This window comes from Luteibacter sp. UNCMF366Tsu5.1, from assembly GCF_900119235.1.
Lineage (GTDB): Bacteria > Pseudomonadota > Gammaproteobacteria > Xanthomonadales > Rhodanobacteraceae > Luteibacter > Luteibacter flocculans.
Genome location: NZ_FPIS01000001.1, coordinates 222,811 through 243,075 on the forward strand (window position 1 = coordinate 222,811; position 20,265 = coordinate 243,075).

At 65.9% G+C, this 20,265-nt stretch carries 23 protein-coding genes; 22 read left to right on the forward strand and 1 reads right to left on the reverse strand.

The features are described 5' to 3' along the window. Positions 1-133 precede the first annotated feature (133 nt). From rpoE to recO, 9 genes are all read left to right on the forward strand, one after another. Entirely contained in the window at positions 134-730 is a 597-nt protein-coding gene (gene rpoE / locus BT115_RS00920; RefSeq protein ID WP_072320687.1) for an RNA polymerase sigma factor RpoE, read from the forward strand. Next, positions 727-1,392 (forward strand): sigma-E factor negative regulatory protein, encoded by a 666-nt coding sequence (locus BT115_RS00925; protein ID WP_072320688.1) that lies wholly within the window; start codon positions 727-729, stop codon positions 1,390-1,392. Before rpoE ends, BT115_RS00925 begins: the two co-directional genes overlap by 4 nt. 111 nt (positions 1,393-1,503) lie before the next feature. After that, positions 1,504-2,928, forward strand: a complete 1,425-nt coding sequence (locus BT115_RS00930; protein WP_177257339.1) for a DegQ family serine endoprotease — start codon at positions 1,504-1,506, stop codon at positions 2,926-2,928. Between the two features lie 126 nt (positions 2,929-3,054). Continuing rightward, positions 3,055-4,845, forward strand: a complete 1,791-nt coding sequence (gene lepA / locus BT115_RS00935; protein ID WP_072320689.1) for a translation elongation factor 4 — start codon at positions 3,055-3,057, stop codon at positions 4,843-4,845. Between the two features lie 97 nt (positions 4,846-4,942). After that, positions 4,943-5,845 (forward strand): signal peptidase I, encoded by a 903-nt coding sequence (gene lepB, locus BT115_RS00940; protein WP_072320690.1) that lies wholly within the window; start codon positions 4,943-4,945, stop codon positions 5,843-5,845. Positions 5,846-5,984: 139 nt separating this feature from the next. Next, positions 5,985-6,359 (forward strand): DUF4845 domain-containing protein, encoded by a 375-nt coding sequence (locus BT115_RS00945; RefSeq protein WP_072320691.1) that lies wholly within the window; start codon positions 5,985-5,987, stop codon positions 6,357-6,359. Between the two features lie 9 nt (positions 6,360-6,368). After that, positions 6,369-7,019: a ribonuclease III gene (rnc, locus tag BT115_RS00950; protein ID WP_072320692.1), complete on the forward strand. Its 651-nt coding sequence runs from the start codon at positions 6,369-6,371 to the stop codon at positions 7,017-7,019. 10 nt (positions 7,020-7,029) lie between these two features. After that, positions 7,030-7,962 (forward strand): GTPase Era, encoded by a 933-nt coding sequence (era, locus tag BT115_RS00955; RefSeq protein ID WP_072320693.1) that lies wholly within the window; start codon positions 7,030-7,032, stop codon positions 7,960-7,962. Between the two features lie 14 nt (positions 7,963-7,976). Beyond that, entirely contained in the window at positions 7,977-8,669 is a 693-nt protein-coding gene (recO, locus tag BT115_RS00960; protein ID WP_072320694.1) for a DNA repair protein RecO, read from the forward strand. 6 nt (positions 8,670-8,675) lie between these two features. On the opposite strand, the gene BT115_RS00965 is transcribed toward recO, so the two are convergent. Then, a complete protein-coding gene (locus BT115_RS00965; RefSeq protein WP_072322170.1) occupies positions 8,676-9,410 on the reverse strand; it encodes a response regulator in 735 nt (244 codons plus the stop codon). 45 nt (positions 9,411-9,455) lie between these two features. Here BT115_RS00965 and BT115_RS00970 point away from each other — a divergent pair, with 45 nt between their 5' ends. The 13 genes from BT115_RS00970 (at position 9,456) to BT115_RS01030 (ending at position 20,257) form a co-directional block, all read left to right on the forward strand. After that, a complete protein-coding gene (locus BT115_RS00970; protein WP_072320695.1) occupies positions 9,456-11,480 on the forward strand; it encodes a hypothetical protein in 2,025 nt (674 codons plus the stop codon). 24 nt (positions 11,481-11,504) lie between these two features. Then, positions 11,505-12,107 carry a YdbL family protein gene (locus tag BT115_RS00975; RefSeq protein ID WP_072320696.1) on the forward strand — a complete coding sequence of 201 codons (603 nt, stop codon included), beginning with the start codon at positions 11,505-11,507 and terminating at the stop codon, positions 12,105-12,107. Positions 12,108-12,203: 96 nt separating this feature from the next. Next, positions 12,204-13,505 carry a 23S rRNA (uracil(1939)-C(5))-methyltransferase RlmD gene (gene rlmD / locus BT115_RS00980; protein WP_072320697.1) on the forward strand — a complete coding sequence of 434 codons (1,302 nt, stop codon included), beginning with the start codon at positions 12,204-12,206 and terminating at the stop codon, positions 13,503-13,505. A gap of 12 nt (positions 13,506-13,517) precedes the next feature. Continuing rightward, positions 13,518-14,039 (forward strand): CYTH domain-containing protein, encoded by a 522-nt coding sequence (locus BT115_RS00985; protein WP_072320698.1) that lies wholly within the window; start codon positions 13,518-13,520, stop codon positions 14,037-14,039. Next, positions 14,033-15,034: a beta-N-acetylhexosaminidase gene (gene nagZ / locus BT115_RS00990; RefSeq protein ID WP_072320699.1), complete on the forward strand. Its 1,002-nt coding sequence runs from the start codon at positions 14,033-14,035 to the stop codon at positions 15,032-15,034. The genes BT115_RS00985 and nagZ overlap by 7 nt, the downstream gene beginning before the upstream one ends. A gap of 7 nt (positions 15,035-15,041) precedes the next feature. Further along, entirely contained in the window at positions 15,042-15,587 is a 546-nt protein-coding gene (locus BT115_RS00995; RefSeq protein ID WP_072320700.1) for a hypoxanthine-guanine phosphoribosyltransferase, read from the forward strand. A gap of 5 nt (positions 15,588-15,592) precedes the next feature. Further along, positions 15,593-16,339 carry an S-methyl-5'-thioinosine phosphorylase gene (locus BT115_RS01000; protein WP_072320701.1) on the forward strand — a complete coding sequence of 249 codons (747 nt, stop codon included), beginning with the start codon at positions 15,593-15,595 and terminating at the stop codon, positions 16,337-16,339. Positions 16,340-16,476: 137 nt separating this feature from the next. Continuing rightward, entirely contained in the window at positions 16,477-16,683 is a 207-nt protein-coding gene (locus BT115_RS01005; protein ID WP_072320702.1) for a cold-shock protein, read from the forward strand. A 568-nt stretch (positions 16,684-17,251) separates the two neighbouring features. Continuing rightward, complete coding sequence (locus tag BT115_RS18595; protein WP_072320703.1) at positions 17,252-17,722, forward strand: prepilin-type N-terminal cleavage/methylation domain-containing protein; 471 nt, start codon at positions 17,252-17,254, stop codon at positions 17,720-17,722. Then, on the forward strand, positions 17,719-18,297 hold the full coding sequence (locus BT115_RS18600) for a PilW family protein (protein ID WP_072320704.1): 579 nt from the start codon (positions 17,719-17,721) through the stop codon (positions 18,295-18,297). Before BT115_RS18595 ends, BT115_RS18600 begins: the two co-directional genes overlap by 4 nt. After that, entirely contained in the window at positions 18,287-18,604 is a 318-nt protein-coding gene (locus tag BT115_RS01020) for a hypothetical protein (protein ID WP_072320705.1), read from the forward strand. Before BT115_RS18600 ends, BT115_RS01020 begins: the two co-directional genes overlap by 11 nt. After that, on the forward strand, positions 18,513-19,535 hold the full coding sequence (locus tag BT115_RS01025; protein ID WP_072320706.1) for a N(4)-(beta-N-acetylglucosaminyl)-L-asparaginase: 1,023 nt from the start codon (positions 18,513-18,515) through the stop codon (positions 19,533-19,535). The genes BT115_RS01020 and BT115_RS01025 overlap by 92 nt, the downstream gene beginning before the upstream one ends. 2 nt (positions 19,536-19,537) lie before the next feature. Further along, positions 19,538-20,257 carry a copper homeostasis protein CutC gene (locus BT115_RS01030; RefSeq protein ID WP_072320707.1) on the forward strand — a complete coding sequence of 240 codons (720 nt, stop codon included), beginning with the start codon at positions 19,538-19,540 and terminating at the stop codon, positions 20,255-20,257. Positions 20,258-20,265: the final 8 nt, after the last annotated feature.

Here is a 20,265-nt window from a genome sequence, read left to right on the forward strand (position 1 = left end):
GCTTGAGTTCGCCGGCCCGCCCCGCATATTTTCACCGAGGTGAAATCGGCATGGCGCCAATGAACTTGCGCCACGTCGGCTTGTCTCATCTGCGCCCGCGACTGGCCCCGAACGCTTTAAGGAGACGGCCCGGATGGGCGAAAACGAACTGGATCAAGCACTTGTTGAACGTGTGCAGCAAGGAGACCGACGCGCGTTCGACCTGCTTGTCCGCAAGTACCAGCACAAGGTCATTGCCCTTATCTCGCGCTACGTACACGACTGGACCGAGTGCGAGGACATCGCTCAGGAAGCCTTCGTTCGCGCCTGGCGCGCGCTGGGCTCGTTCCGCGGCGAGAGCGCTTTCTATACCTGGCTGTACAAGATTGCGGTCAATACCGCCAAGAATCATCTGGTTGCCATGGGGCGTCGCCCGCCCACCGGCGACATCGATATCGAAGATGCCGTGTACGTCCCCGGCGCCACGCGCATGCACGAAAGCGCCACCCCGGAGCGCGAAATGATGCGCGAACAGGTGGAACAAACGGTCTTTTCCACTGTCCAAGCCCTGCCCGAGGAACTTCGGGTAGCCATTACCCTGCGCGAGGTGGAGGGCAAAAGCTACGAGGACATCGCTTCCATCATGGACTGTCCTATTGGCACTGTCCGTTCACGTATCTTCAGGGCTCGCGAAGCCATCGATCAGAAACTGCGGCCGCTGTTGTCCGACCGCGAGGACCACACCTCATGAGTGAAGCCAATCGCGAAATTCTCTCCGCCGGCATGGACGGTGAGCTGTCACGGGAGGAGGTCCGCTTCCTGCTGCGACGGCTTGAGGCCGATCCGGTTCTTGCCGACACGTGGGCGCGTTTTCACGTGGGGCGCGACGGTTTGCGCCGGCAGGCTACGCCCTTGGCCTCGGGTGACTTTGCCAGCCGTGTGATGGCCGCCATTGACGCTGATTCGGCCGAGTTCGCTCAGCCCGCGGGAGGCGCGCAGCCCCGTCGTCGCTGGTTGCAGTGGTCTGCCGGCGGCGCTATCGCCGCCAGCGTCGCGGTGGCCGCGCTCATGTTGACGCAGCCCGCGGGGAACCGTGTCTCGGCGCCGGATGTCGCTCGCAGCGCACCGTTGACCGGGGACGCGGAGGTCGCCGACGTCTCGCCTGCGCCGGTTGCCGCTCCTGCGGTACCGCAGTGGCTCAGCGGCAACATGGCGTCGCAGTTCACCCAGAAGGCAGCGTTCGACAGCTCGAGTGATGAAGGCGCTGCCGCCGCTTATCTGCCGCGCTCTACGCCGTACCAGCTTCACCATGCCCGGGCCGCTTCGGCTTCGGAAGGCAATGGCTACATGCTGCTGATCCGTCCTGACGGAAGCCGTTATGTACAGCCGGTCGCTGCGCCGCAGGCTCGCTGAGCCGCAGCGTATGCCGCGCGCCGAGATTCCCGGCGCGCCCCTTTCCCATTCGTAACAACCCGCGCGGTCACACCGCGCGGGCAGCCATGGTCAGGTTAAAGGAGGAAATCGATGGCTTTGTGGCATGCACGCGCGCTCCTCGGCGGAGCGCTGGTTCTGGCAGGTGCTGGCGCCCAGGCGCAATCGCTGCCTGATTTCACGGGCGTCGTAGAAAAGAACGCGCCCGCCGTCGTTCACGTCGAGGCGAAGACGACGGGTGTCGCGCGCAAGGCGCGGGGCGGTCCGGGCGGCATGCCCGACGACCAGCAGGAAGAGCTGCTGCGCCGTTTCTTCGGTATGCCGGGCATGCCGATGCAACCGCGCGAGCAGACCTCGCTCGGTTCGGGCTTCATCATTTCCAGTGATGGCTACATCCTGACCAACGATCACGTGGTCGACGACGCCGACGAGGTAAAGGTCCGCCTGCAGGACCGTCGAACGTTCACTGCGAAGGTCGTCGGCAAGGATCCCCAGTACGACATCGCCTTGCTCAAGGTCGACGGCTCCTCGCTGCCCACGGTGTCCATCGGCGATTCGCGCTCGGTCAAGCGCGGCCAATGGGCGCTGGCCATCGGTTCGCCGTTCGGCCTGGATGCCACGGTCACGCACGGCATCATCAGCGCCGTCGGTCGCAACCTCGGTAGTGGCGACCAGCCCTATACCTCGTTCATCCAGACCGACGTGCCGATCAATCGCGGCAACTCCGGCGGTCCGCTGTTCAACCTGCAAGGGCAGGTGATCGGCGTGAACTCGCAGATCTACTCCACCTCGGGTGGCTACCAGGGCCTGTCGTTCTCGATTCCGATCGACGTCGCGATGAACGTCGTGCAGCAGATCAAGGAAAAGGGTTACGTTTCCCGCGGCATGCTCGGCGTGACCGTCCAGCCGGTGGATCAGTTCGTCAAGAACCTCGATCTGCCCGACGCCAACGGCGCCCTCGTCGCCCAGGTCACCCCGGGCAGCGGCGCCGACAAGGCCGGCATCAAGCAAGGCGACGTCATCCTGTCGTTCAACGGCACACCGATCACGCAGTCGCCCGACCTGCCGCCCCTGGTCGGTCTGACCAAGCCGGGTTCCATGGCCAAGGTCGAGATCCTCCGCGATCACAAGAAGCAGGTCGTCGACGTCAAGGTCGGCGAACTGCCGCGCGACAAGGACGCCCTGGCCGCGGCCAGCGGAGACAGCGATAGCACTGGCGGTGGATCCGCTGCCGCCCTCGGCATGTCGGTGCAGGACATCGACGCGTCCGCGCGTACTGAGCTTGGCCTCAAGCCGGGCGAAGGCGTGGTCGTCAGCCGGATCACCGGCCGCGCTGCCGCCAGCGCCGGCCTGCAATCGGGCGACGTGATCCTCATGGTCAACCAGAAGCGGATCGGCAACGCCGCTGCCTTCCGCGATGCCGTGAAGGGGATCAAGCCCGGCGATACCGCGATGCTGCTGGTCCGCCGCGACGATTCCACCCGCTTCGTCGGGGTCACCGTACCCAGTGAGCGCTGAGCGCAAAACCGGCCGTCGTTCGGCGGCGGCCGGCCTTCCATGCGATACTACGGGATTCGCGCCGGCCCCCAGGTCGGCGCGCGTCGTTCGCGCCGCGAGCGATGGTGAACGTGACCACGGCGCTCCATGGAACTCATCCGCAACTTCTCCATCATTGCCCACATCGACCACGGTAAGTCGACCCTGGCCGATCGCATCATCCAATTGTGTGGCGGCCTGACCGAGCGCGAAATGGAAGCGCAGGTCCTCGACAACAACCCGATCGAGCGCGAGCGCGGCATCACCATCAAGGCTCAGTCCGTGTCGCTGCCGTACAAGGCGCGCGACGGCAAGACCTACCAGTTGAATTTCATCGATACGCCCGGCCACGTCGACTTCTCCTACGAGGTCAGCCGTTCGCTATCGGCGTGCGAGGGTGCGCTGCTGGTCGTGGATGCGGCGCAGGGTGTGGAAGCGCAGTCGGTCGCCAACTGCTACACCGCGATCGAGCAGGGGCTCGAGGTTATTCCCGTCCTCAACAAGATCGATCTGCCGACGGCGGACATCGAAAAGGCCAAGGCCGAAATCGAGGCTGTGATTGGCCTCGACGCCAGCGACGCCATTCCCGTCAGCGCGAAGACCGGTCAGAACGTGATCGAGGTGCTGGAGGCGATCATCCATCGCATCCCGCCGCCGAAGCCGCGTGACACCGATAAGCTTCAGGCGCTCATCATCGATTCCTGGTTCGACAACTACCTCGGCGTGGTTTCGCTGGTGCGCGTCATGCAGGGTGAGATTCGCCCGGGCGACAAGATCCTGGTGATGTCCACCGGCCGTACGCATCTGGTGGACGACGTGGGCGTGTTCACGCCCAAGCGCAAGAAGCTCGATCGTCTCGCCGCGGGCGAGGTCGGCTGGATCAACGCCTCGATCAAGGATGTGCACGGCGCGCCGGTCGGCGACACGCTCACCCATGCCGGCAAGCCCGCAGAAGAGCCGTTGCCCGGCTTCCAGACGATGCAGCCGCGCGTCTTCGCGGGTCTCTTTCCCGTGTCCGCCGACGATTACCCGGCGCTGCGCGAGGCCCTGGACAAGTTGCGTCTCAACGATGCCGCCATGTTCTTCGAGCCGGAGAGTTCCGAGGCCATGGGCTTCGGCTTCCGCTGCGGCTTCCTCGGCATGCTGCACATGGAAATCGTCCAGGAGCGTCTCGAGCGCGAATACGATCTCGACCTCATCACCACGGCGCCGACGGTCGTCTACGAGGTGGCGAAGACCGACGGCAGCGTGCTGCAGATGGACAACCCGGCGAAGCTGCCCCCACCGCAGCAGATCGCCGAGATCCGCGAGCCGATCATCGTCGCCAACATCCTCACGCCCGGCGACTACGTCGGTAACGTGATCAAGCTGTGCGAAGAGAAGCGTGGCGTGCAGCGTTCCATCCAGTACCTCGCCACGCAGGTGCAGGTCACCTACGAACTGCCGCTGGCCGAGGTCGTGCTCGACTTCTTCGACCGGCTGAAATCGGTGTCGCGCGGCTACGCGTCGATGGATTACCACCTCGACCGTTTCGACGCGGGTCCGTTCGTGCGCGTGGACATTCTCATCAACGGCGATCGCGTCGACGCACTGAGCCTGATCGTGCATCGTTCGCACGCCGATCGCCGCGGACGCGAGCTGGTGGAGCGTATGAAGGACCTGATCCCGCGCCAGCAGTTCGATGTGGCGATCCAGGCGGCGATCGGCGCCGCGGTCATCGCGCGCTCCACCGTGAAAGCGCTGCGCAAGAACGTTCTGGCCAAGTGCTACGGCGGTGACGTGTCGCGCAAGAAGAAGCTTCTGGAGAAACAGAAGGAGGGCAAGAAGCGCATGAAGCAGGTGGGTAGCGTGGAAATCCCGCAGGAAGCTTTCCTTGCAGTGCTGAAGGTCGACAAATAAGCCCTTTCGGGCAGCATGACGTTTCACCTATGGATAACCGGCGCGGGATGCGCCGGAATGGGCCTCGCGGCCCCTCGACACGACTGACGGAGTTGGCATGGCGGCATTCGATTTTTCGGCGATTCTTCTTGGCCTGACGGTCCTCTTCGGAGTGATCTGGCTGTTCGATCGCCTCTTTCTCGCGAAGGCACGCCGGGCGCGTGCGGAGGCCACTGGCGAGGAGCAGCCCGAATCCTGGCCGGTCGACTGGTCGCGGTCGCTGTTCCCTGTGATTCTGGTGGTGCTGATCCTGCGCTCGTTCGTCGCCGAGCCGTTCCGTATTCCCTCCGGTTCGATGATGCCCACGCTGGACGTCGGCGACTTCATCCTGGTCAACAAGTTTGCCTATGGCCTGCGCATGCCGGCCTTCAACAACAAGCTGGTCGCCAATGGCGAGCCGCGGCGTGGCGACGTGGTGGTCTTTCGTTTTCCGGGGTTCCTCTGCCGCGATGAAAACGGCCAGACCGTCCGCAGCGGCGATATCACCTGCCAGGATCCGCACGCCGCTGTGCCCAGCGAGAACTGGATCAAGCGCGTGATCGGCTTGCCCGGCGATCGCATCGAAACGCGCGGCAGCGAACTCTTCATCAACGGCGAGCGCGTCGGCGCCGATGAAATCGGGCCGTTCAAGGGCAGCATGACCCGCCCGGAAGATCGCCTGCTGATGACCTACGGCTCCAAGCTCTATACCGAGCACCTGGGCAGCATCAACCACACGATCGCGCTTACCCCCGCGTACAACATGCCGATGGATATCCCCAACGCGGTGGTGCCGTCCGAGGTTCCCAAGGGCTGCTACATCGTCATGGGCGACAACCGCATGAACAGCACCGACAGCCGCTGGTGGGGCTGCATGCCCGAGCAGAATCTCGTCGGCAAGGCCTTCTTCGTCTGGCTGGCCTGGCGCGGCCCCAGCAATGGCTGGCTCGATTTCTCCAAGATGGGCAAGGTCATCCATTGAGTGAACGGAGGCGTCCGTCACGCCGCGGGGCGTTGCGGATACCGCCGGACAAGGTAATCTCCGCTGCGGGGCGCATATCGCGCCCCGCGCGCATTCCACGTCTTGAACAGGGGAGCCGCCACGGCGGCGGGACACGAGCATGAAATCCAGGCAATCGGGCATTACCCTCATCGGCTTTCTCATCGTGCTGCTGGTGCTCGGCTTCTTCGCCTTCATGGGCATGAAGCTGGTGCCCGCGTACATCGAGTTCTTCGGCGTGAAAAAGGCCATGAGCCAGATCGCGACGAGCGGCAGCAACCAGGACCTCGACGGCATCCGCCGCGACCTGATGTTCAAGATGGGCTTCCAGTACGTGGACGACGCCACGATCCAGCCCAAGGACATCACGTTGGATCGCGCCAACAATGGTGCAAGGCTCAACGTCAGCTACGAAAAGCAGATCCATTTCCTCTACAACATCGACTTCCTCCTGCATTTCGACAATTCGGTGCAGTTGAGGAATGCGCCCATGTAACGAGCGATCGTGCAGTTCCCTCATTCCTTCCGTAATCCCGATCTGGCCACCCTGGCGCTGACCCACCGCAGCGTCGGCAAGCCGAACAACGAACGCCTGGAATTCCTCGGCGACGCCCTTCTGGGTGCCACCGTGGCGGAACTGCTGTTCGAGGCCCATCCCAACGCCAGCGAGGGCGAGCTTTCGCGTCTGCGCGCGCAGCTCGTCAACGGGCAGGCGCTGGCCGTCATCGCTCGCGAACTGGAGCTGGGCGACAAACTGCGCCTGGGGCCGGGTGAACTGAAGAGCGGCGGTTTCCGCCGTGACTCCATCCTGGCCGACGCCTTCGAGGCGCTGGTCGCCGCGGTCTACCTGGACGACGGCTACGATGCCTGCCGCCAGCTCGTGCGCCGGCTGTTCGCCCCGCGGGTGGCCGAGATCAAGCGTTCCAGCAAGGATGCCAAGACCCGCCTGCAGGAATGGTTGCAGGGCAGGGGCCTGCCGTTGCCCACCTACGAACTTATCGACAGCTACGGCGAAGACCATGCCAAGACCTTCGACGTAAGCTGTTCCATCGACGAGCCTGAGCCGATCCGCGTCGAGGGGCGCGGCGGCAGCCGGCGCGCCGCCGAACAGGATGCTGCCGAAGCCGTGCTTCGCCGCCTTACCGGCGTACAGTAAAAAGACACTTATGAACGATTCTGACACCCCCGAGAACGACACCGTCGTCGACGACGACTTCCGCTGCGGCTACGTGGCCCTGGTCGGCCGCCCCAACGTGGGCAAGTCCACCTTGCTCAACGCCCTTATCGGCGTGCGCCTGAGCATTGTCAGCCACCGTCCGCAGACCACGCGCCACCGCATCCTCGGCATCTCGACCAAGCCGCAGGGGCAGATCCTCTACGTCGACACGCCGGGTCTGCACCGTGGCGGCAAGCGTGCGATGAACCGCAGCCTGAATCGCGCCGCGCGTGCGGCGATCACCGAGGTCGACCTCGCTGTGCAGGTGATCGAGGCGGGGCGCTGGACGGACGAAGACATGGCCATGTACGCCGCGCTGGCGGAGCAGAAGGACATGCCGAAATTGCTGGCGATCAACAAGGTCGACCTGCAAAAGGACAAGACGGCCATGCTGCCCTTCGTCGCCGATCTCATGCAGAAGCATCCGTTCGACGACGTCTACTACGTGAGCGCGCTGAAAGCGAAAGGCCTGGCCGGTATCGAGAAGGGCATTCTCAAGCGCTTGCCCGAGCAGCCGGCGATCTACGCCGAGGACGAAATCACCGACCGCAGCGAGCGTTTTCTGGCCGCCGAAATGGTTCGGGAGCAGTTGATGCTGCGCCTGGACCAGGAGCTGCCGTACGCCACCACCGTCGAGATCGAGCGGTTCGAGGATCGTCCGGACGGCGTGGCGGAAGTGCATGCGGTGATCTGGGTCGAGCGCGACGGGCAGAAGGCCATCGTCATCGGCAATGCCGGCGCGCAGTTGAAGGCCATCGGTACCTCCGCACGCAAGCAGATGGAAAACCTGTTCGAGCGCAAGGTGTTCCTCAAGCTCTGGGTGAAGGTCCGCGAGGGTTGGGCTGACGACGAGAACCTGCTCAAGCGCTTCGGTTACGAATAACCCGGGCCCACGCCGTGCGCGTCGAGCAGCAGCCTGCGTTCGTCCTGCACGCGAGACCCTATCGGGAAACCTCGCTGCTGATGGAATGCCTCACCCGCGACCACGGCCGCATCGGCGTGGTCGCGCGCGGGGTGCGCAAGGAGCGCGCACGACTGCAGCGCGCGCAGCTCGAGCCCTTCCAGCGCCTGGAGCTCGATCTTCTGCTCAAGGGTGAACTGGCGACGCTGCGGAGTGCGGAGCCTTCCGGCGCGGCGATGCGGCTGGTGGGTGACGCCGGCCTGGCGGGGCTCTATCTCAACGAACTCGTGGTACGCCTCACGGGCCGCCAGGACCCCAACGCCGACCTCTTCGAACGCTACGAACTCACGCTGCGGCGGATGGCCGCGAGAGAGCCGCTGGCGTGGACGTTACGCCGGTTCGAGCGCGACATGCTCGACTCGCTGGGCTATGCGTTGCAGTTGGCTGTGGATGCTTCCGATGGCGAGCCGCTCGACCCCGATGCGGCGTATTTCTACGACCCCGAGGCGGGGGCCCTGCCCGGACGCGCGGGCGACGCGCGGTCCGTGCGTGGCCGCGATTTGCTGGCGCTGGCCGAGGATCGCTCGCCCGATAGCGCCGGGCTCGCGTCATTGCGGCGCATGATGCGCCAGGTGATCGCGTTTCACCTGGGCGGCGGCGAGCTGCGTGCCTGGCGCGTGCTGAAGTAGCCCGCCTTAGACGGTCGGCAAGGCGGCCAGTGCCGCCTCCAGCTCCGCCCGGAAACGGGCGAGGGCATCTGGCACCACCGCTCGCGTCTCGCGCACGTGCGCCTGCAGCACCTTGGCTTGGGTGCCGAGCCGCGTCGCACCGCAGAAGCCACAGGCGGATCGTAGGCGATGCAGCCGTTCCACCAAAGCTGCCGGATCGTCCGCGAGGCGGCCCAGCGATCCGAGCAGTTCGATGAGTTCCATGCGCAGCAGGCCGCGCAGCGCGTGCATGGTGCCGGCGTCGCCCGCGGCGCGTAGCCCCGCGTCATCGTCCAGCACGCGTACCCCCTCGCTGAGACCCAGGGTTGCGGCCAGCGTGTCGGTCAGCGAGGCGATCCGGCACGGCTTCTCGATCACGCCCGCGAAGCCTTCGTCGAGCAGCGTGGCGCGCAGACTTGCCGGTACTTCGGCACTGGTCGCCAGCGCCGTGGCGTCTCGCGAGGCGGCGTTGTGGTCGCGGCGCAGGGAGGACAGCACCTCGATCGCGCCGCCCCGCGGCATGCGGCAATCCAGCAGCAACGCGTCGAAGCGCTCGGCGCACCCCAGCGCCAGCGCTTCGGCGCCGTCGCATGCCGGCACGACCTCATAGCCATGAGCGCGCAATGCGCTGGCGAGAAACTGTCGTGTCGAAGGGTCGTCGTCGGCGACGAGAAGGCGGCGCACCGCTGCACCGGAAAGAGGGTGAAGAGCGTCTTGCGACATGTAACGTTCCGTGTCGTTCATCTGGTTTTGGCAGAATGGCCGAGCATGCTTCCTGTATCAACCCGCACGCTCGTCCTCATGCTCGCCGGCTGGATCGCCATGGCCTGGGCCGGTGCTGCCTGCGCGGGGCTTTCGGTGGAAGCGGACACACTGTCGGTGCCCGGGCTGGAAATGGGTGGCATGCAGGCCGACATCGATACGGCCGCCGACGCTAAAGGGCTCAGCGTCAAGCTCTCCGCGGAACGCGCCGACGTCCCGGCGCTGGGTTGGCGCAAGGTAGGCCTGGGCCTCGACGGTGCGCTGGGGCGCGACGAACTGGGGCGCTGGGTCTTCGACGGTGTCGTGCGCCTGCGCGGCGCGCCGGGCGGCGCACTCGGTCGTGCCGACGTGCACATCGTGGCCGACGCCGCGGCCAATACCCTTGAGGTATCGCTCAAGCAGGACAAAGCGGTGGCGCAGGTCGCGTTGCCGATGGACCAGACGACGCACGCGCAGATCACCTTGAAGGGCTTGCCCGCAGGTTGGTTGCAAGGGCTGCTGTCCACCGTGTGGTCGGGCCGCACCACCGCCGGCAAGGTAGACGCCGACCTCGCCTTGGACGTGCTGGACGGTGGCGTGCAGGCAGCCGGCCAGTTCGCGCTCGACGGCGTCGGTTTCGACAGCCCCGGAAACACGCTGGCGGGGCAGGGCGTGTCAGGCGGGGGCCGCATCGGTTTCGACAATCAGGGCGAGACCAGCGTCATCGATCTCGATGCCACGTTGCGCGGCGGTGACCTTACGCTCGCAGCGCTTCGCGCGCGATTGCCCGCGCATCCCGTACAGCTCTCTCTGAGTGCGCGTTCGACCAAGGCCGGCATGACGGTGCGTCGCCTGCGCCTGACCGATCCGGATGCGCTGCAGTTGGAAGGGGAACTGGGCTTCGCTCCCGGCGGAAGCCTTTCCCATCTGCGACTCGATCGTTTCAATGCCCGTTTCCCGGCCGCCTACGAGCGCTACGGCACCGGTCTGGTGAGCGGAGGTGCGGGCCAGTTGCGCGCGCGCGGGGAGATCGCCGGCCAGATCGCCTGGGAAACGGGTGCCCTGAAGGCCTTTTCCTTCCAGACCGGTGGCCTCGACCTGGCACTGGGCGACGGCAGCCTCGGTGTGGACGGCCTGCACGGCGCGCTGGATTGGAGTGCCACCGAAAACCGCCCATCCACGCGGCTTGGCTGGCGCGCGTTGCAGGTCTACCGCATCCCCAACGGTGCCGCCGAAGGCGCCTGGCGCAGCACCGGCGGCACACTGTCGCTGGAGAAGCCGCTTGCGATCCCCGTGCTAGACGGCCAGTTTCGCGTGCTCGGGCTGTCGCTGCGCCCGGGCGCCGCCAGTGGCGAGCGTTTGCAGACGTCGCTGGCGCTGACCCAGATCGACATGGCGGCGTTCTGCCGGGCGCTCGGCTGGCCCGAGTTCCACGGCAAGCTCGGCGGTGCCGTGCCGTCGCTGCGCTATGTCGACGATCGCGTCGAACTCGCGGGCGGCCTCTCGATCAACGCCTTCGACGGCTTTATCGATATCACCGGGCTGAGCCTGGCGCAGCCATTCGGCGACGCCCCCGTTCTGACCGGCAACATCGCCCTGCGCAAACTCGATCTAGGGTTGCTGACCTCGGTCTTCGACTTCGGCAACATCACCGGGCGTATGGACGGCAGCATCGACGACCTGCGCCTCGTCGGCTGGGCACCCGCCGCGTTCAAGGCCAACCTGGTGGCCGGGGAGGGCGGACGTATCAGCCAGAAGGCCGTGAACAACCTGACGTCGGTCGGCGGAGGTGGCATTGCCGGTGGCCTGCAGGGCACGGTGCTCAAGTTGTTCAAGACTTTCGGCTACCGGCGGATCGGTCTGTCGTGCGCGCTCAAGGGCGACGTCTGCTCCATGGGCGGCCTGGGGCCGACAAAAGATGGCTACACCATCGTCGAAGGCAGCGGCCTGCCCCGCCTGACCGTGGTCGGGCACCAGCGCGAGGTCGATTGGCCGACATTGGTTCGCCGTCTCAAGGCGGCCACCGAGGGCGATGGACCCGTCGTACGATGACTGCTCAACATGGAGTGAAATATCATGCGTAAACTATTGACCTGCATAGCGATCGCGACGCTGACGGCGCTCGTCGGCTGCGTCACCATCAACGTCTATTTTCCGGAAGCCGCCGCACAGAAGGCAGCCGACCAGTTCATCGGCAACGTCCTCGACGACAGTGGCGCCGCACCGGCCTCGGGCAAGGAAGCGAAGCCGCAACCCGCACCGGGTCACCAGCCATCGGCGTCGCTGTTGGACCTCGTCATTCCTGCCGCGCATGCGGCCGACGCCCCCGACCTGCAGATCCGTACGCCGGAAACCGATGCCATCCGGGCGCGCATGAAGACCCGTTTCGGCGGACAGTTGAAGGCGTTGTTCGATGCGGGCTCGGCCGGCTTCACCACTGACGGCCTCGTAGCCTTGCGTGACGCCGGCAGTCTGGCCGCGGGCCAGCGCGCGCAGGCCGACGCGCTCGTGCGCGAGGAGAACAACGACCGTGACGCCCTCTATCGCGCCATCGCGGTCGCCAATGGCCATCCGGAGTGGGAGCCGCGTATCCGCGAGACGTTTGCGCAGGGCTGGGTCCAGCGTGCGCTGCCGGGCTGGTATTATCAGGACGCCTCCGGCGCCTGGAAGCGCAAGTAGGCACTCGCCAGGAACGCACGCCGCTCAGACTCCACGCGGCGCGTCCTCCCAGCCAGCCCGGGCCGTCGGCGGTCCGGGCTTTACGTTTTAGAGCGCATGACCGAATTCGAAGCCACCATCACCGACCTCAGCCATGACGGCCGGGGCGTCGCCCGCATCGACAATAAGGCCACGTTCGTTTCCGGCGCGCTGCCGGGCGAGCGCGTCTTGCTGAAATATCGCAAGCGGCATCGGAACTACGACGACGCCGAAGTCGTCAGCGTGCTGGAGCCGTCGCCCGATCGCGTCGTGCCGCCTTGCCCGCACTTCGGCCAGTGCAGCGGTTGCGCGCTCCAGCACATGGCGCCCGTCGCACAGATCGCGGCCAAGCAGCGCGTGCTGGCGGAAAACTTCGAACGCATTGGCAAGGTCAGCCCCGAGCGCTGGCTGGCTCCCCTCGTGGACGAGCCCTGGGGCTATCGGCGCAAGGGCCGTTTCTCGGTCCGTTACGTGGCGAAGAAGGAGCGCGTGCTGGTGGGTTTCCGCGAGGAATCCAATCCGCGCTTCGTCGCGGACATCGACAGCTGCCTCGTCATCCACCCCAAGCTTGGCGACAAGGTCGGTTTGCTTGCCGCGCTGGTCGGCGGGATAGACGCTGCGCGCGACATTCCGCAGATCGAATTCGCTGCGGGCGACGACACGGTCGCGCTCGTGTTCCGTCACCTTGTGCCGTTGTCGGAGCGCGATCGCGCTGCGCTGGTCGCCTTCGGCCAAGCGCACGACATCGCGATCTATCTGCAACCAGGCAACCAGAGCAGCGTCCATCCGCTCTGGCCGGAAGCACCTCGCCTGGCCTTCGCCATACCTGCGGACAACGTGGAATTGGAATTTCTTCCCCTGGACTTCGTCCAGGTAAATGCGGGCATGAACCAGCGCATGCTGGCGCGCACGCTGGAACTGCTCGACCTGCGACCCGGCGACAAGGTGCTCGACCTGTTCTGTGGCCTGGGCAACTTCACGCTGCCGATGGCACGCCATGCGGCAGAGGTCGTCGGTGTGGAAGGCGAGCATGGCCTCGTGGAGCGCGCGGCGGCCAATGCGGCACGCAACGGCCTGTCCAACGCGTCGTTCCGCGTCGCCAACCTCTTCGACGATCAGCGCAACGAGCCCTGGGCGCAGCAGCCGTGGGACAAGATCCTGCTCGACCCGCCGCGCGCCGGTGCCGACAAGGTGCTCGAGTATCTGCCGCGCAAGGGCACCCAGCGGGTCGTGTATGTCTCGTGCCATCCGGGCTCGCTTGCCCGCGACGCCGGTATCCTCGTGGAGCGGCACGGCTTCCGGCTGGTTTCGGCCGGTGTGATGGATATGTTCCCGCATACCGCGCACGTGGAATCCATCGCGCTGTTCGAGCGCGGCTGAGGGGCGAAACACATGGGCGTCGAAATCGAACGGAAATTCCTTCTTGCCGGCGATGGCTGGCGCGCGCTCGTGGAACGCAGCGATCGCATCGCGCAGGGCTATCTCATCGGCGCGGCGGCGATCGCTGCCGGTCATGCGAAATCGTCCGTTCGCGTGCGGATCTCGGGCGAGCAGGCCTCGCTCAACATCAAGTCCGCCGTGCTGGGCATCCAGCGTGACGAATTCGAATATCCCATTCCGCTGGCCGACGCGGAGCATCTGCTTCATGCGCTGTCCGACGGTGTGCTGGAAAAGGTGCGCCACCACGTGCATTACCAGGGCGCGCATTTCGAGATCGACGAATTCGGCGGCGACAACGCCGGCCTGATCGTGGCCGAGCTCGAACTGGACGCTGCGGACGCTGCGTATCCACGGCCCGACTGGCTCGGCGTGGAAGTGAGTGCGCCGCGCTACTACAACGTCAACCTTATCGATCGACCGTTCGCTCGTTGGACGGCCGAAGAAAAGGCAGGCAGGGAGGACACCGCATGCTGATGGTCGGTCTTGCCGGCACCGAGCTGGCAGCGCACGAACACGAATGGCTGACGGCCCACGGCGTCGTGGGCACGATTCTTTTCTCGCGCAATTTCCAGTCGCGCGAACAGGTCACCGCGCTCATCGCATCGATCCGCGAGGTGGCGGGCGAGGATTTTCTCGTCTGTGTCGATCAGGAAGGCGGACGCGTGCAGCGTTTCCGCGAGGGTTTCACGCGCTTGCCGCCGTTGGCGGCCATCGGCCGTTTCTACGAAAGCGACCCGGTCGACGCCGTGAACCGCGCGGAAGAACATGCCTGGATCATGGCGAGTGAGATGCGTGCCATCGGCGTCGATTTCAGTTTTGCGCCCGTGGCCGATCTGGATCGCGGCAGCCGGGCCATTGGCACCCGCGCGTTCCATGCCGATCCTGCCGTTGCGGCGGAGCTGGTGCAGGCCTATGTGCGCGGCATGCACCTGGGTGGCATGGCTGCGGTGCTCAAGCATTTCCCGGGGCACGGTTCCGTGGCCGAAGACACCCATGAGTCGGTCGCCATCGACCCTCGGAGCAAGGAAGAGATCTTTGCCAACGACCTTCTGCCATTCCTTGCAGGCATGGACGCGCACGCGGAAGCCGTGATGGCGGCACACGTGATCTATCCTGCGATCGACGACCGCCCTGCGGGTTATTCGCGTACCTGGATCGAAGACATCCTGCGTGGCGAACTCGGTTTCCGCGGCTGCGTGTTCGGTGACGACATCAGCATGGCCGCCGCGGGAAGCGCAGGCGATATTGCCGCGCGTGCCGCGGCCAACCTCGACGCCGGCTGCGACATCGTGCTTGCGTGTTTTCCCGAGGCCGTTCCCGAGGCGATTGCGGCGGTTCGAGGCCGCCGTCCGTCGCCGGTCGAACGCATCGCGCCGTTGCGCGGTGCGATCGGCTCGACCTGGGAAGGCCTTGTCGACAATCCCCAGCGCGAGCGATTCATCGCACGCGTGACCGCCCTGGAGCCTTGACCGAACCATGACTGCCGCCTCGCTCGCTGACGCGCTGATGCGCTCCGACATCCTGTTCACCCGCGACCAGCTCGATATCGAGATCGCTCGCATGGGGCGCGAAATCGACGACGCGCTCGCCGGTGAGCGTCCCGTCTTCCTCACCGTGATGCACGGTGCACTGGTCTTCGCCGGACACATCGCGCTCGCGATCCGAACCGATCTCGAATTCGACTACGTCCACGCCACGCGTTATCGCGGCGAGACCAGTGGCAGCGACCTGCATTGGCTGCGCCGACCGGAAGTGCCGTTGCAGGGGCGCACCGTGCTGCTGGTAGATGACATCCTCGACGAGGGCCATACGTTGAAGGCCGTGCGCGATGCATGTCTCGAGATGGGTGCGGCGCGCGTTCTTCTCGTCGTGCTCTGCACCAAGTTGCATGGCCGCCGTGCGCACGGTATCGAGGCCGACTTCAATGGCGTCGACCTGCCGGACCGTTATGTGTTCGGCTACGGCATGGACTACCACGAGCAAGCCCGCAACCTGCCTGCCATCTACGCGTTGAAGGACTGAGTGCGATGACCATCGATCTCGCCGTCATCGGCGGTAGCGGCCTCTACGCCTTCGAGGGCCTGGAGCACACGGAGCGGCAGCAGGTAGACACGCCCTTCGGCGCACCGTCCGGTGATGTCGTGACGGGCAGCTTCCGCGGCAAGCGGCTTGCATTCCTCGCACGCCATGGCGAAAGCCACACCGTACCGCCGCACCGCGTGAACTACCGGGCGAACCTTTGGGCGCTGCACGCCCTCGGCGCGCAGCGGGTGGTGGCGGTCAACGCCGTGGGCGGCATTCGCGACGACATGGGCCCGCGCGCCCTCGTGGTGCCGGACCAGATCATCGATTACACCCACGGGCGCTACACCAGCTTCAATGACGTCGAAGGGGCAGAGGTTCGCCACATCGATTTCAGCGAGCCGTACACGGAAAGCCTTCGTCAGGCGATCGTGGCTGCGGCCCGGGCCGAAGGGCTTGCGATCATCGATGGCGGCGTCCACGGGGTGACCCAGGGGCCGCGTCTGGAAACGCGCGCGGAGATCGCCCGGATGAAGCGCGACGGCTGCGACCTGGTGGGCATGACCGGTATGCCCGAGGCGGCGCTGGCCCGCGAACTCGGCCTGGATTTCGCCTGCCTTGCCCTGGTGGCGAACTTTGCTGCGGGTGCGGGAGACGCCGTGGAAATCAGTATCGAAGAGATCTTCGAGCACCTGGCCGCCGCCACGGCGAACGTGCCGCCGATCCTGGGACGTCTGCTGGACGCCCTCTGATATCGGAAAGAATCCCAGTTGCGCTTTGGTCTGAAACATGACGATACTTCCGCTGCGCGTGGGGGCGGGCAAAGGGGATCCATGGGGAACGCCTCGCCAACTCAGGCGCTTCCAGTCCATGTCCAGAGGTTTCCGCAATGCGTTTCGGTACGGTCAAGTGGTTCAACGATGCCAAGGGTTTCGGTTTCATCGCGCCCGAGGACGGTGGGGAGGACGTGTTCGTCCACTTTTCTGCGATCAATTCGAAGGGGTTTCGTAGTCTCCAGGAAGGCCAGCGAGTGAAGTTCGAAGTGACCCAGGGCCCGAAGGGTGCCCAGGCGTCGGGTGTCGAAATCGCCGCCTGATCGCTTCCGCTTCGTAACAGGAAACCCCGCGCCCCGGCGCGGGGTTTTTTTTGGTTCATTGCGGAATTCCCGGGTGCAGGCTGGATACGTCGATTCATTCGCCGAGGCGTGACTGCATATGTCCGGCGGTTGGCGCGGCCGGTAGTTCGGACGGTGAGGCCAGAGCCTTCGGTGTCCCCCCCCTCGCTGCTTCAGACAGGTCCTCCGCGTTCGAAAAGGAAGCCGCTGGCGCGGCCCGTGTACCTATGGGCCTTCGGCCGCTCTCTTGTGCGGAACTCGCCTCGAGGGGGGGCACCGAAGACTCCCGCGATGACTGAGGTCGCGTGTCGGGAGAGCCGCAGCCCCCGGTAATGCGCGATGAACCTTTTTTTGAGCGATCGAAAGCCGTCCAGAAGGCCGATGGCGAGCCGGCGACGGCATCCGCTTTTTCGGCATGGATCGTCGTATTCGCGGTCTTCCGCGACACTGCCCGGTCGGCGCGGACCACCTCGGCTGTTCCGCGCTGCGCACGTTCGTTCGTGGGCCGTCCCGATGGCAGCCACGTCACGCCCGGGTCGAGCATGGCCGGATGCGATCCGCCAGCGGCTCATCCCTCATCGAATGCCTGGTTGCCATGGCCGTCTTTGCCATCGGCGCGGCGTGCAACGCGACCTGGACCATGCAGTCGATGGCGGCGCATGCGCGTGCGTCGCGGTTGAACGCGGCGACGACGATTGCAGCCAGCCTCGTTGCGCATATCCGTGCCAATCCCGAGGGAACGGCCGACTACGACGACGAGCGCGCCGACGACACGGGCATGCCTCGCGCACCGAGCGCTGGATCACGAAGCGATGCCCATCGCCACGCAACGAACGAAGCGTGCGATGCGTCGTGTCTCGCGCGACGGCTGGCGAGGGACGACGTTCTCAATTTCCATGCCGAGCTGGCGCGACGCGTCGGCTCCGCCGCTGCCGGTCGAGTGGCCTGCGATGCGGCGCGCTGCACGATCACGGTGACCTGGGCGGACCGGCCCGTCCTTGCGTGGACAGTCCATCCATGACCTCGCGCGGCATGAGTCTGATCGAACTGCTGGTCGGGCTGGCGGTAGCCAGCCTTATTGCGGCGGGGGCTGCGACGGCGCTATCGATCGCGGGCATGGCCGCCGCGCGCCACAGTCTGGCGCGGCGGCGTGACGATGCCGCATGGCTTGCGTTGGCGGCCATCGCACGTGACCTGCGAGCTGCCGAGGTATGGGCGGGCTGCCAGGGAAGCAGCGATTGCGCGGCGCGCCCCGCGCACCCAGCGGCATCTGCGCTGGTGGTGAGTAGAGAGGGGCTCGTTCACGGGGAGAACGCATGGCGCGTCGAATGGATGGCCGATGGCGACCTCTGGCGCTGCGAGAAAGAGCAGTGCGATAAGTATCTGCCGGGTGTCGCCACGGCATGGTTCTACGCCGACGTGCTCGACAACGAGTGCACCATGCACCGCAAGACGCTGACCGATCGTATGCGGGGCGACCCCCTTGCGATCGAGGTCGTCCTTTGGATGCGCGATGGCCGCCGCTACACGCGCACCGTGGCGCGGCCGGCTGCGGCGATGCAACGTCTGCGGGAGCGCTGCGTCCATGCGCCGTGAGCGCGGCGCCATCCTCGTGCTTGTCCTGGCGGTGCTCGGGATGATGGCGATCCTTGCCGGCGCGTTTGCGCACTCCGCACGCTTGCGAGTGCTGGAGGCGCGGGAGTTCGAGCATCTGGAAGCCTGCCGCGCGCTCGCCGACGGTGGCGAGCGCGCGGGTCAGCGTGCGACCATCGACGACGGCGCGAAAGGCGCGTCGTCGAACGAGGGAACCCATGGACCGCAGACGATTCCTCCAGGGGGCGACTGTCGCCTCGGGTATGGCACTGGCCGCCAAGGGCATCGCGAAGACCGCGCCCGCCGCTAGCGCGTCGTCGGGCGTGGTGCCTCGCGTGTGCTCGACCTGGGACTTCGGCGTCGCGGCCAACCAGGCGGCATGGAAGGTGTTGTCCTCGGGCGGTCGCGCGCTGGATGCCGTGGAACAGGGCGCCCGCGTGCCGGAAGCCGACCTGCGCAATCACAGCGTCGGGCGCGCGGGTTATCCCGATCGCGACGGCAAGGTGACGTTGGATGCCAGCATCATGGACGAGCACGGCAACTGCGGTGCCGTCGCAGCGTTGGAACATATCGCACACCCCATTTCTGTCGCACGTCGCGTGATGGAACGTACGCCACACGTGCTTCTCGTTGGAGACGGCGCGCTGCAATTCGCGATGGAACAGGGTTTCCCGCGCGAAGAGCTGCTGACGCCGGAATCCGAAAAGGCCTGGCACGAATGGTTGAAGACGGCGAAGTACAAGCCGGTCGCCAACAGCGAGGTCGGTACGTATAACGCCGGCCCGGGCCGCACGCCTGGCGATGCCAGCAACCACGACACGATCGGCATGCTTGCCATCGATGCGCAGGGCAATCTCTCCGGCGCCTGCACCACGAGCGGCATGGCCTGGAAGCTGCACGGTCGGGTGGGCGATAGCCCCATCATCGGTGCGGGCCTGTACGTCGACAACGAGGTCGGCGGCGCGACTTCCACCGGCGTGGGCGAGGAAGTGATCCGCAACGTGGGCAGTTTCCTCGTGGTGGAGCTGATGCGCCAGGGTCGTTCGCCGGAGGACGCCTGCCGCGAAGCCGTGGAACGCATCCTTCGTCGCAAGCCCAACGCCAAGGATCTGCAGGTGGGCTTTCTCGCCATGGACAAGAAGGGCAACGTCGGTGCGTGGGCCATCCAGAAGGGCTTCTCGTACGCGGTCTGTGACGCGAAGAAGCAGGACACCCTGATCCCCGGCAAGAGCAGCTACTGAGCATGGCGCTGTTGGAAATCGCGGCGAATTCGGTTGCCTCGGCGTTTGCCGCGCAGGAAGGCGGGGCAGCGCGGGTGGAGCTTTGCGCCAGTCTCGAAGAAGGCGGTATCACGCCGTCGCACGGCACGATCGCGCTCGCGCGAGAAGGCTTGCGCATACCGCTGTACGTACTCGTGCGACCGCGGGCGGGCGACTTTCTCTACGAGAACGCCGAGATCGAGGTCATGCTCGACGACATCGCGCACTGTCGTGAAATCGGCTGCGACGGTGTCGTGATCGGCGCGCTCACCGCCGAGGGCGAGGTGGACGTGGAAGCCTGTGCGCTGTTTCTTCGCGCCGCAGGCGACATGGGCGTGACGTTCCATCGTGCGTTCGATCTCGTGCCGGACCGGCAGGCCGCATTGGAAACGCTGATCGAACTCGGCTTCGAGCGGGTGCTCACCTCCGGCGGCATGCCGAGCGCTGTCGCCGGTGCGTCCACGCTTGCACGACTGGTCGCCCAGGCCGGCGGCCGCATCGTCGTGATGCCCGGGGCCGGCATCGAGCCGGGCAACGTCGCGTCGTTGCGTCAGGCGACGCGTGCGCGCGAATTCCATGCGTCGGCAAAGCGGCGTCTGCCGTCTGCCATGCGGCGTACCCCCGGCGATGTGCTCGGCATGGGTGCAGGCGAAATGCGCACCGACGTCGACACGGTACGCGCGTTGGTCGCTGCGTTGGGGTGAGCCGCGTC

Bases quoted from the DNA above. Each gene is read 5' to 3' on its own strand.
- rpoE (WP_072320687.1), top strand. From the start codon at position 134: ATGGGCGAAAACGAACTGGATCAAGCACTTGTTGAACGTGTGCAGCAA.
- BT115_RS00925 (WP_072320688.1), top strand. From the start codon at position 727: ATGAGTGAAGCCAATCGCGAAATTCTCTCCGCCGGCATGGACGGTGAG.
- BT115_RS00930 (WP_177257339.1), top strand. From the start codon at position 1,504: ATGGCTTTGTGGCATGCACGCGCGCTCCTCGGCGGAGCGCTGGTTCTG.
- lepA (WP_072320689.1), top strand. From the start codon at position 3,055: ATGGAACTCATCCGCAACTTCTCCATCATTGCCCACATCGACCACGGT.
- lepB (WP_072320690.1), top strand. From the start codon at position 4,943: ATGGCGGCATTCGATTTTTCGGCGATTCTTCTTGGCCTGACGGTCCTC.
- BT115_RS00945 (WP_072320691.1), top strand. From the start codon at position 5,985: ATGAAATCCAGGCAATCGGGCATTACCCTCATCGGCTTTCTCATCGTG.
- era (WP_072320693.1), top strand. From the start codon at position 7,030: ATGAACGATTCTGACACCCCCGAGAACGACACCGTCGTCGACGACGAC.
- BT115_RS00965 (WP_072322170.1), bottom strand. From the start codon at position 9,410: ATGTCGCAAGACGCTCTTCACCCTCTTTCCGGTGCAGCGGTGCGCCGC.
- BT115_RS00970 (WP_072320695.1), top strand. From the start codon at position 9,456: ATGCTTCCTGTATCAACCCGCACGCTCGTCCTCATGCTCGCCGGCTGG.
- BT115_RS00975 (WP_072320696.1), top strand. From the start codon at position 11,505: ATGCGTAAACTATTGACCTGCATAGCGATCGCGACGCTGACGGCGCTC.
- rlmD (WP_072320697.1), top strand. From the start codon at position 12,204: ATGACCGAATTCGAAGCCACCATCACCGACCTCAGCCATGACGGCCGG.
- BT115_RS00985 (WP_072320698.1), top strand. From the start codon at position 13,518: ATGGGCGTCGAAATCGAACGGAAATTCCTTCTTGCCGGCGATGGCTGG.
- nagZ (WP_072320699.1), top strand. From the start codon at position 14,033: ATGCTGATGGTCGGTCTTGCCGGCACCGAGCTGGCAGCGCACGAACAC.
- BT115_RS00995 (WP_072320700.1), top strand. From the start codon at position 15,042: ATGACTGCCGCCTCGCTCGCTGACGCGCTGATGCGCTCCGACATCCTG.
- BT115_RS01000 (WP_072320701.1), top strand. From the start codon at position 15,593: ATGACCATCGATCTCGCCGTCATCGGCGGTAGCGGCCTCTACGCCTTC.
- BT115_RS01005 (WP_072320702.1), top strand. From the start codon at position 16,477: ATGCGTTTCGGTACGGTCAAGTGGTTCAACGATGCCAAGGGTTTCGGT.
- BT115_RS18595 (WP_072320703.1), top strand. From the start codon at position 17,252: ATGCGATCCGCCAGCGGCTCATCCCTCATCGAATGCCTGGTTGCCATG.
- BT115_RS18600 (WP_072320704.1), top strand. From the start codon at position 17,719: ATGACCTCGCGCGGCATGAGTCTGATCGAACTGCTGGTCGGGCTGGCG.
- BT115_RS01020 (WP_072320705.1), top strand. From the start codon at position 18,287: ATGCGCCGTGAGCGCGGCGCCATCCTCGTGCTTGTCCTGGCGGTGCTC.
- BT115_RS01025 (WP_072320706.1), top strand. From the start codon at position 18,513: ATGGACCGCAGACGATTCCTCCAGGGGGCGACTGTCGCCTCGGGTATG.
- BT115_RS01030 (WP_072320707.1), top strand. From the start codon at position 19,538: ATGGCGCTGTTGGAAATCGCGGCGAATTCGGTTGCCTCGGCGTTTGCC.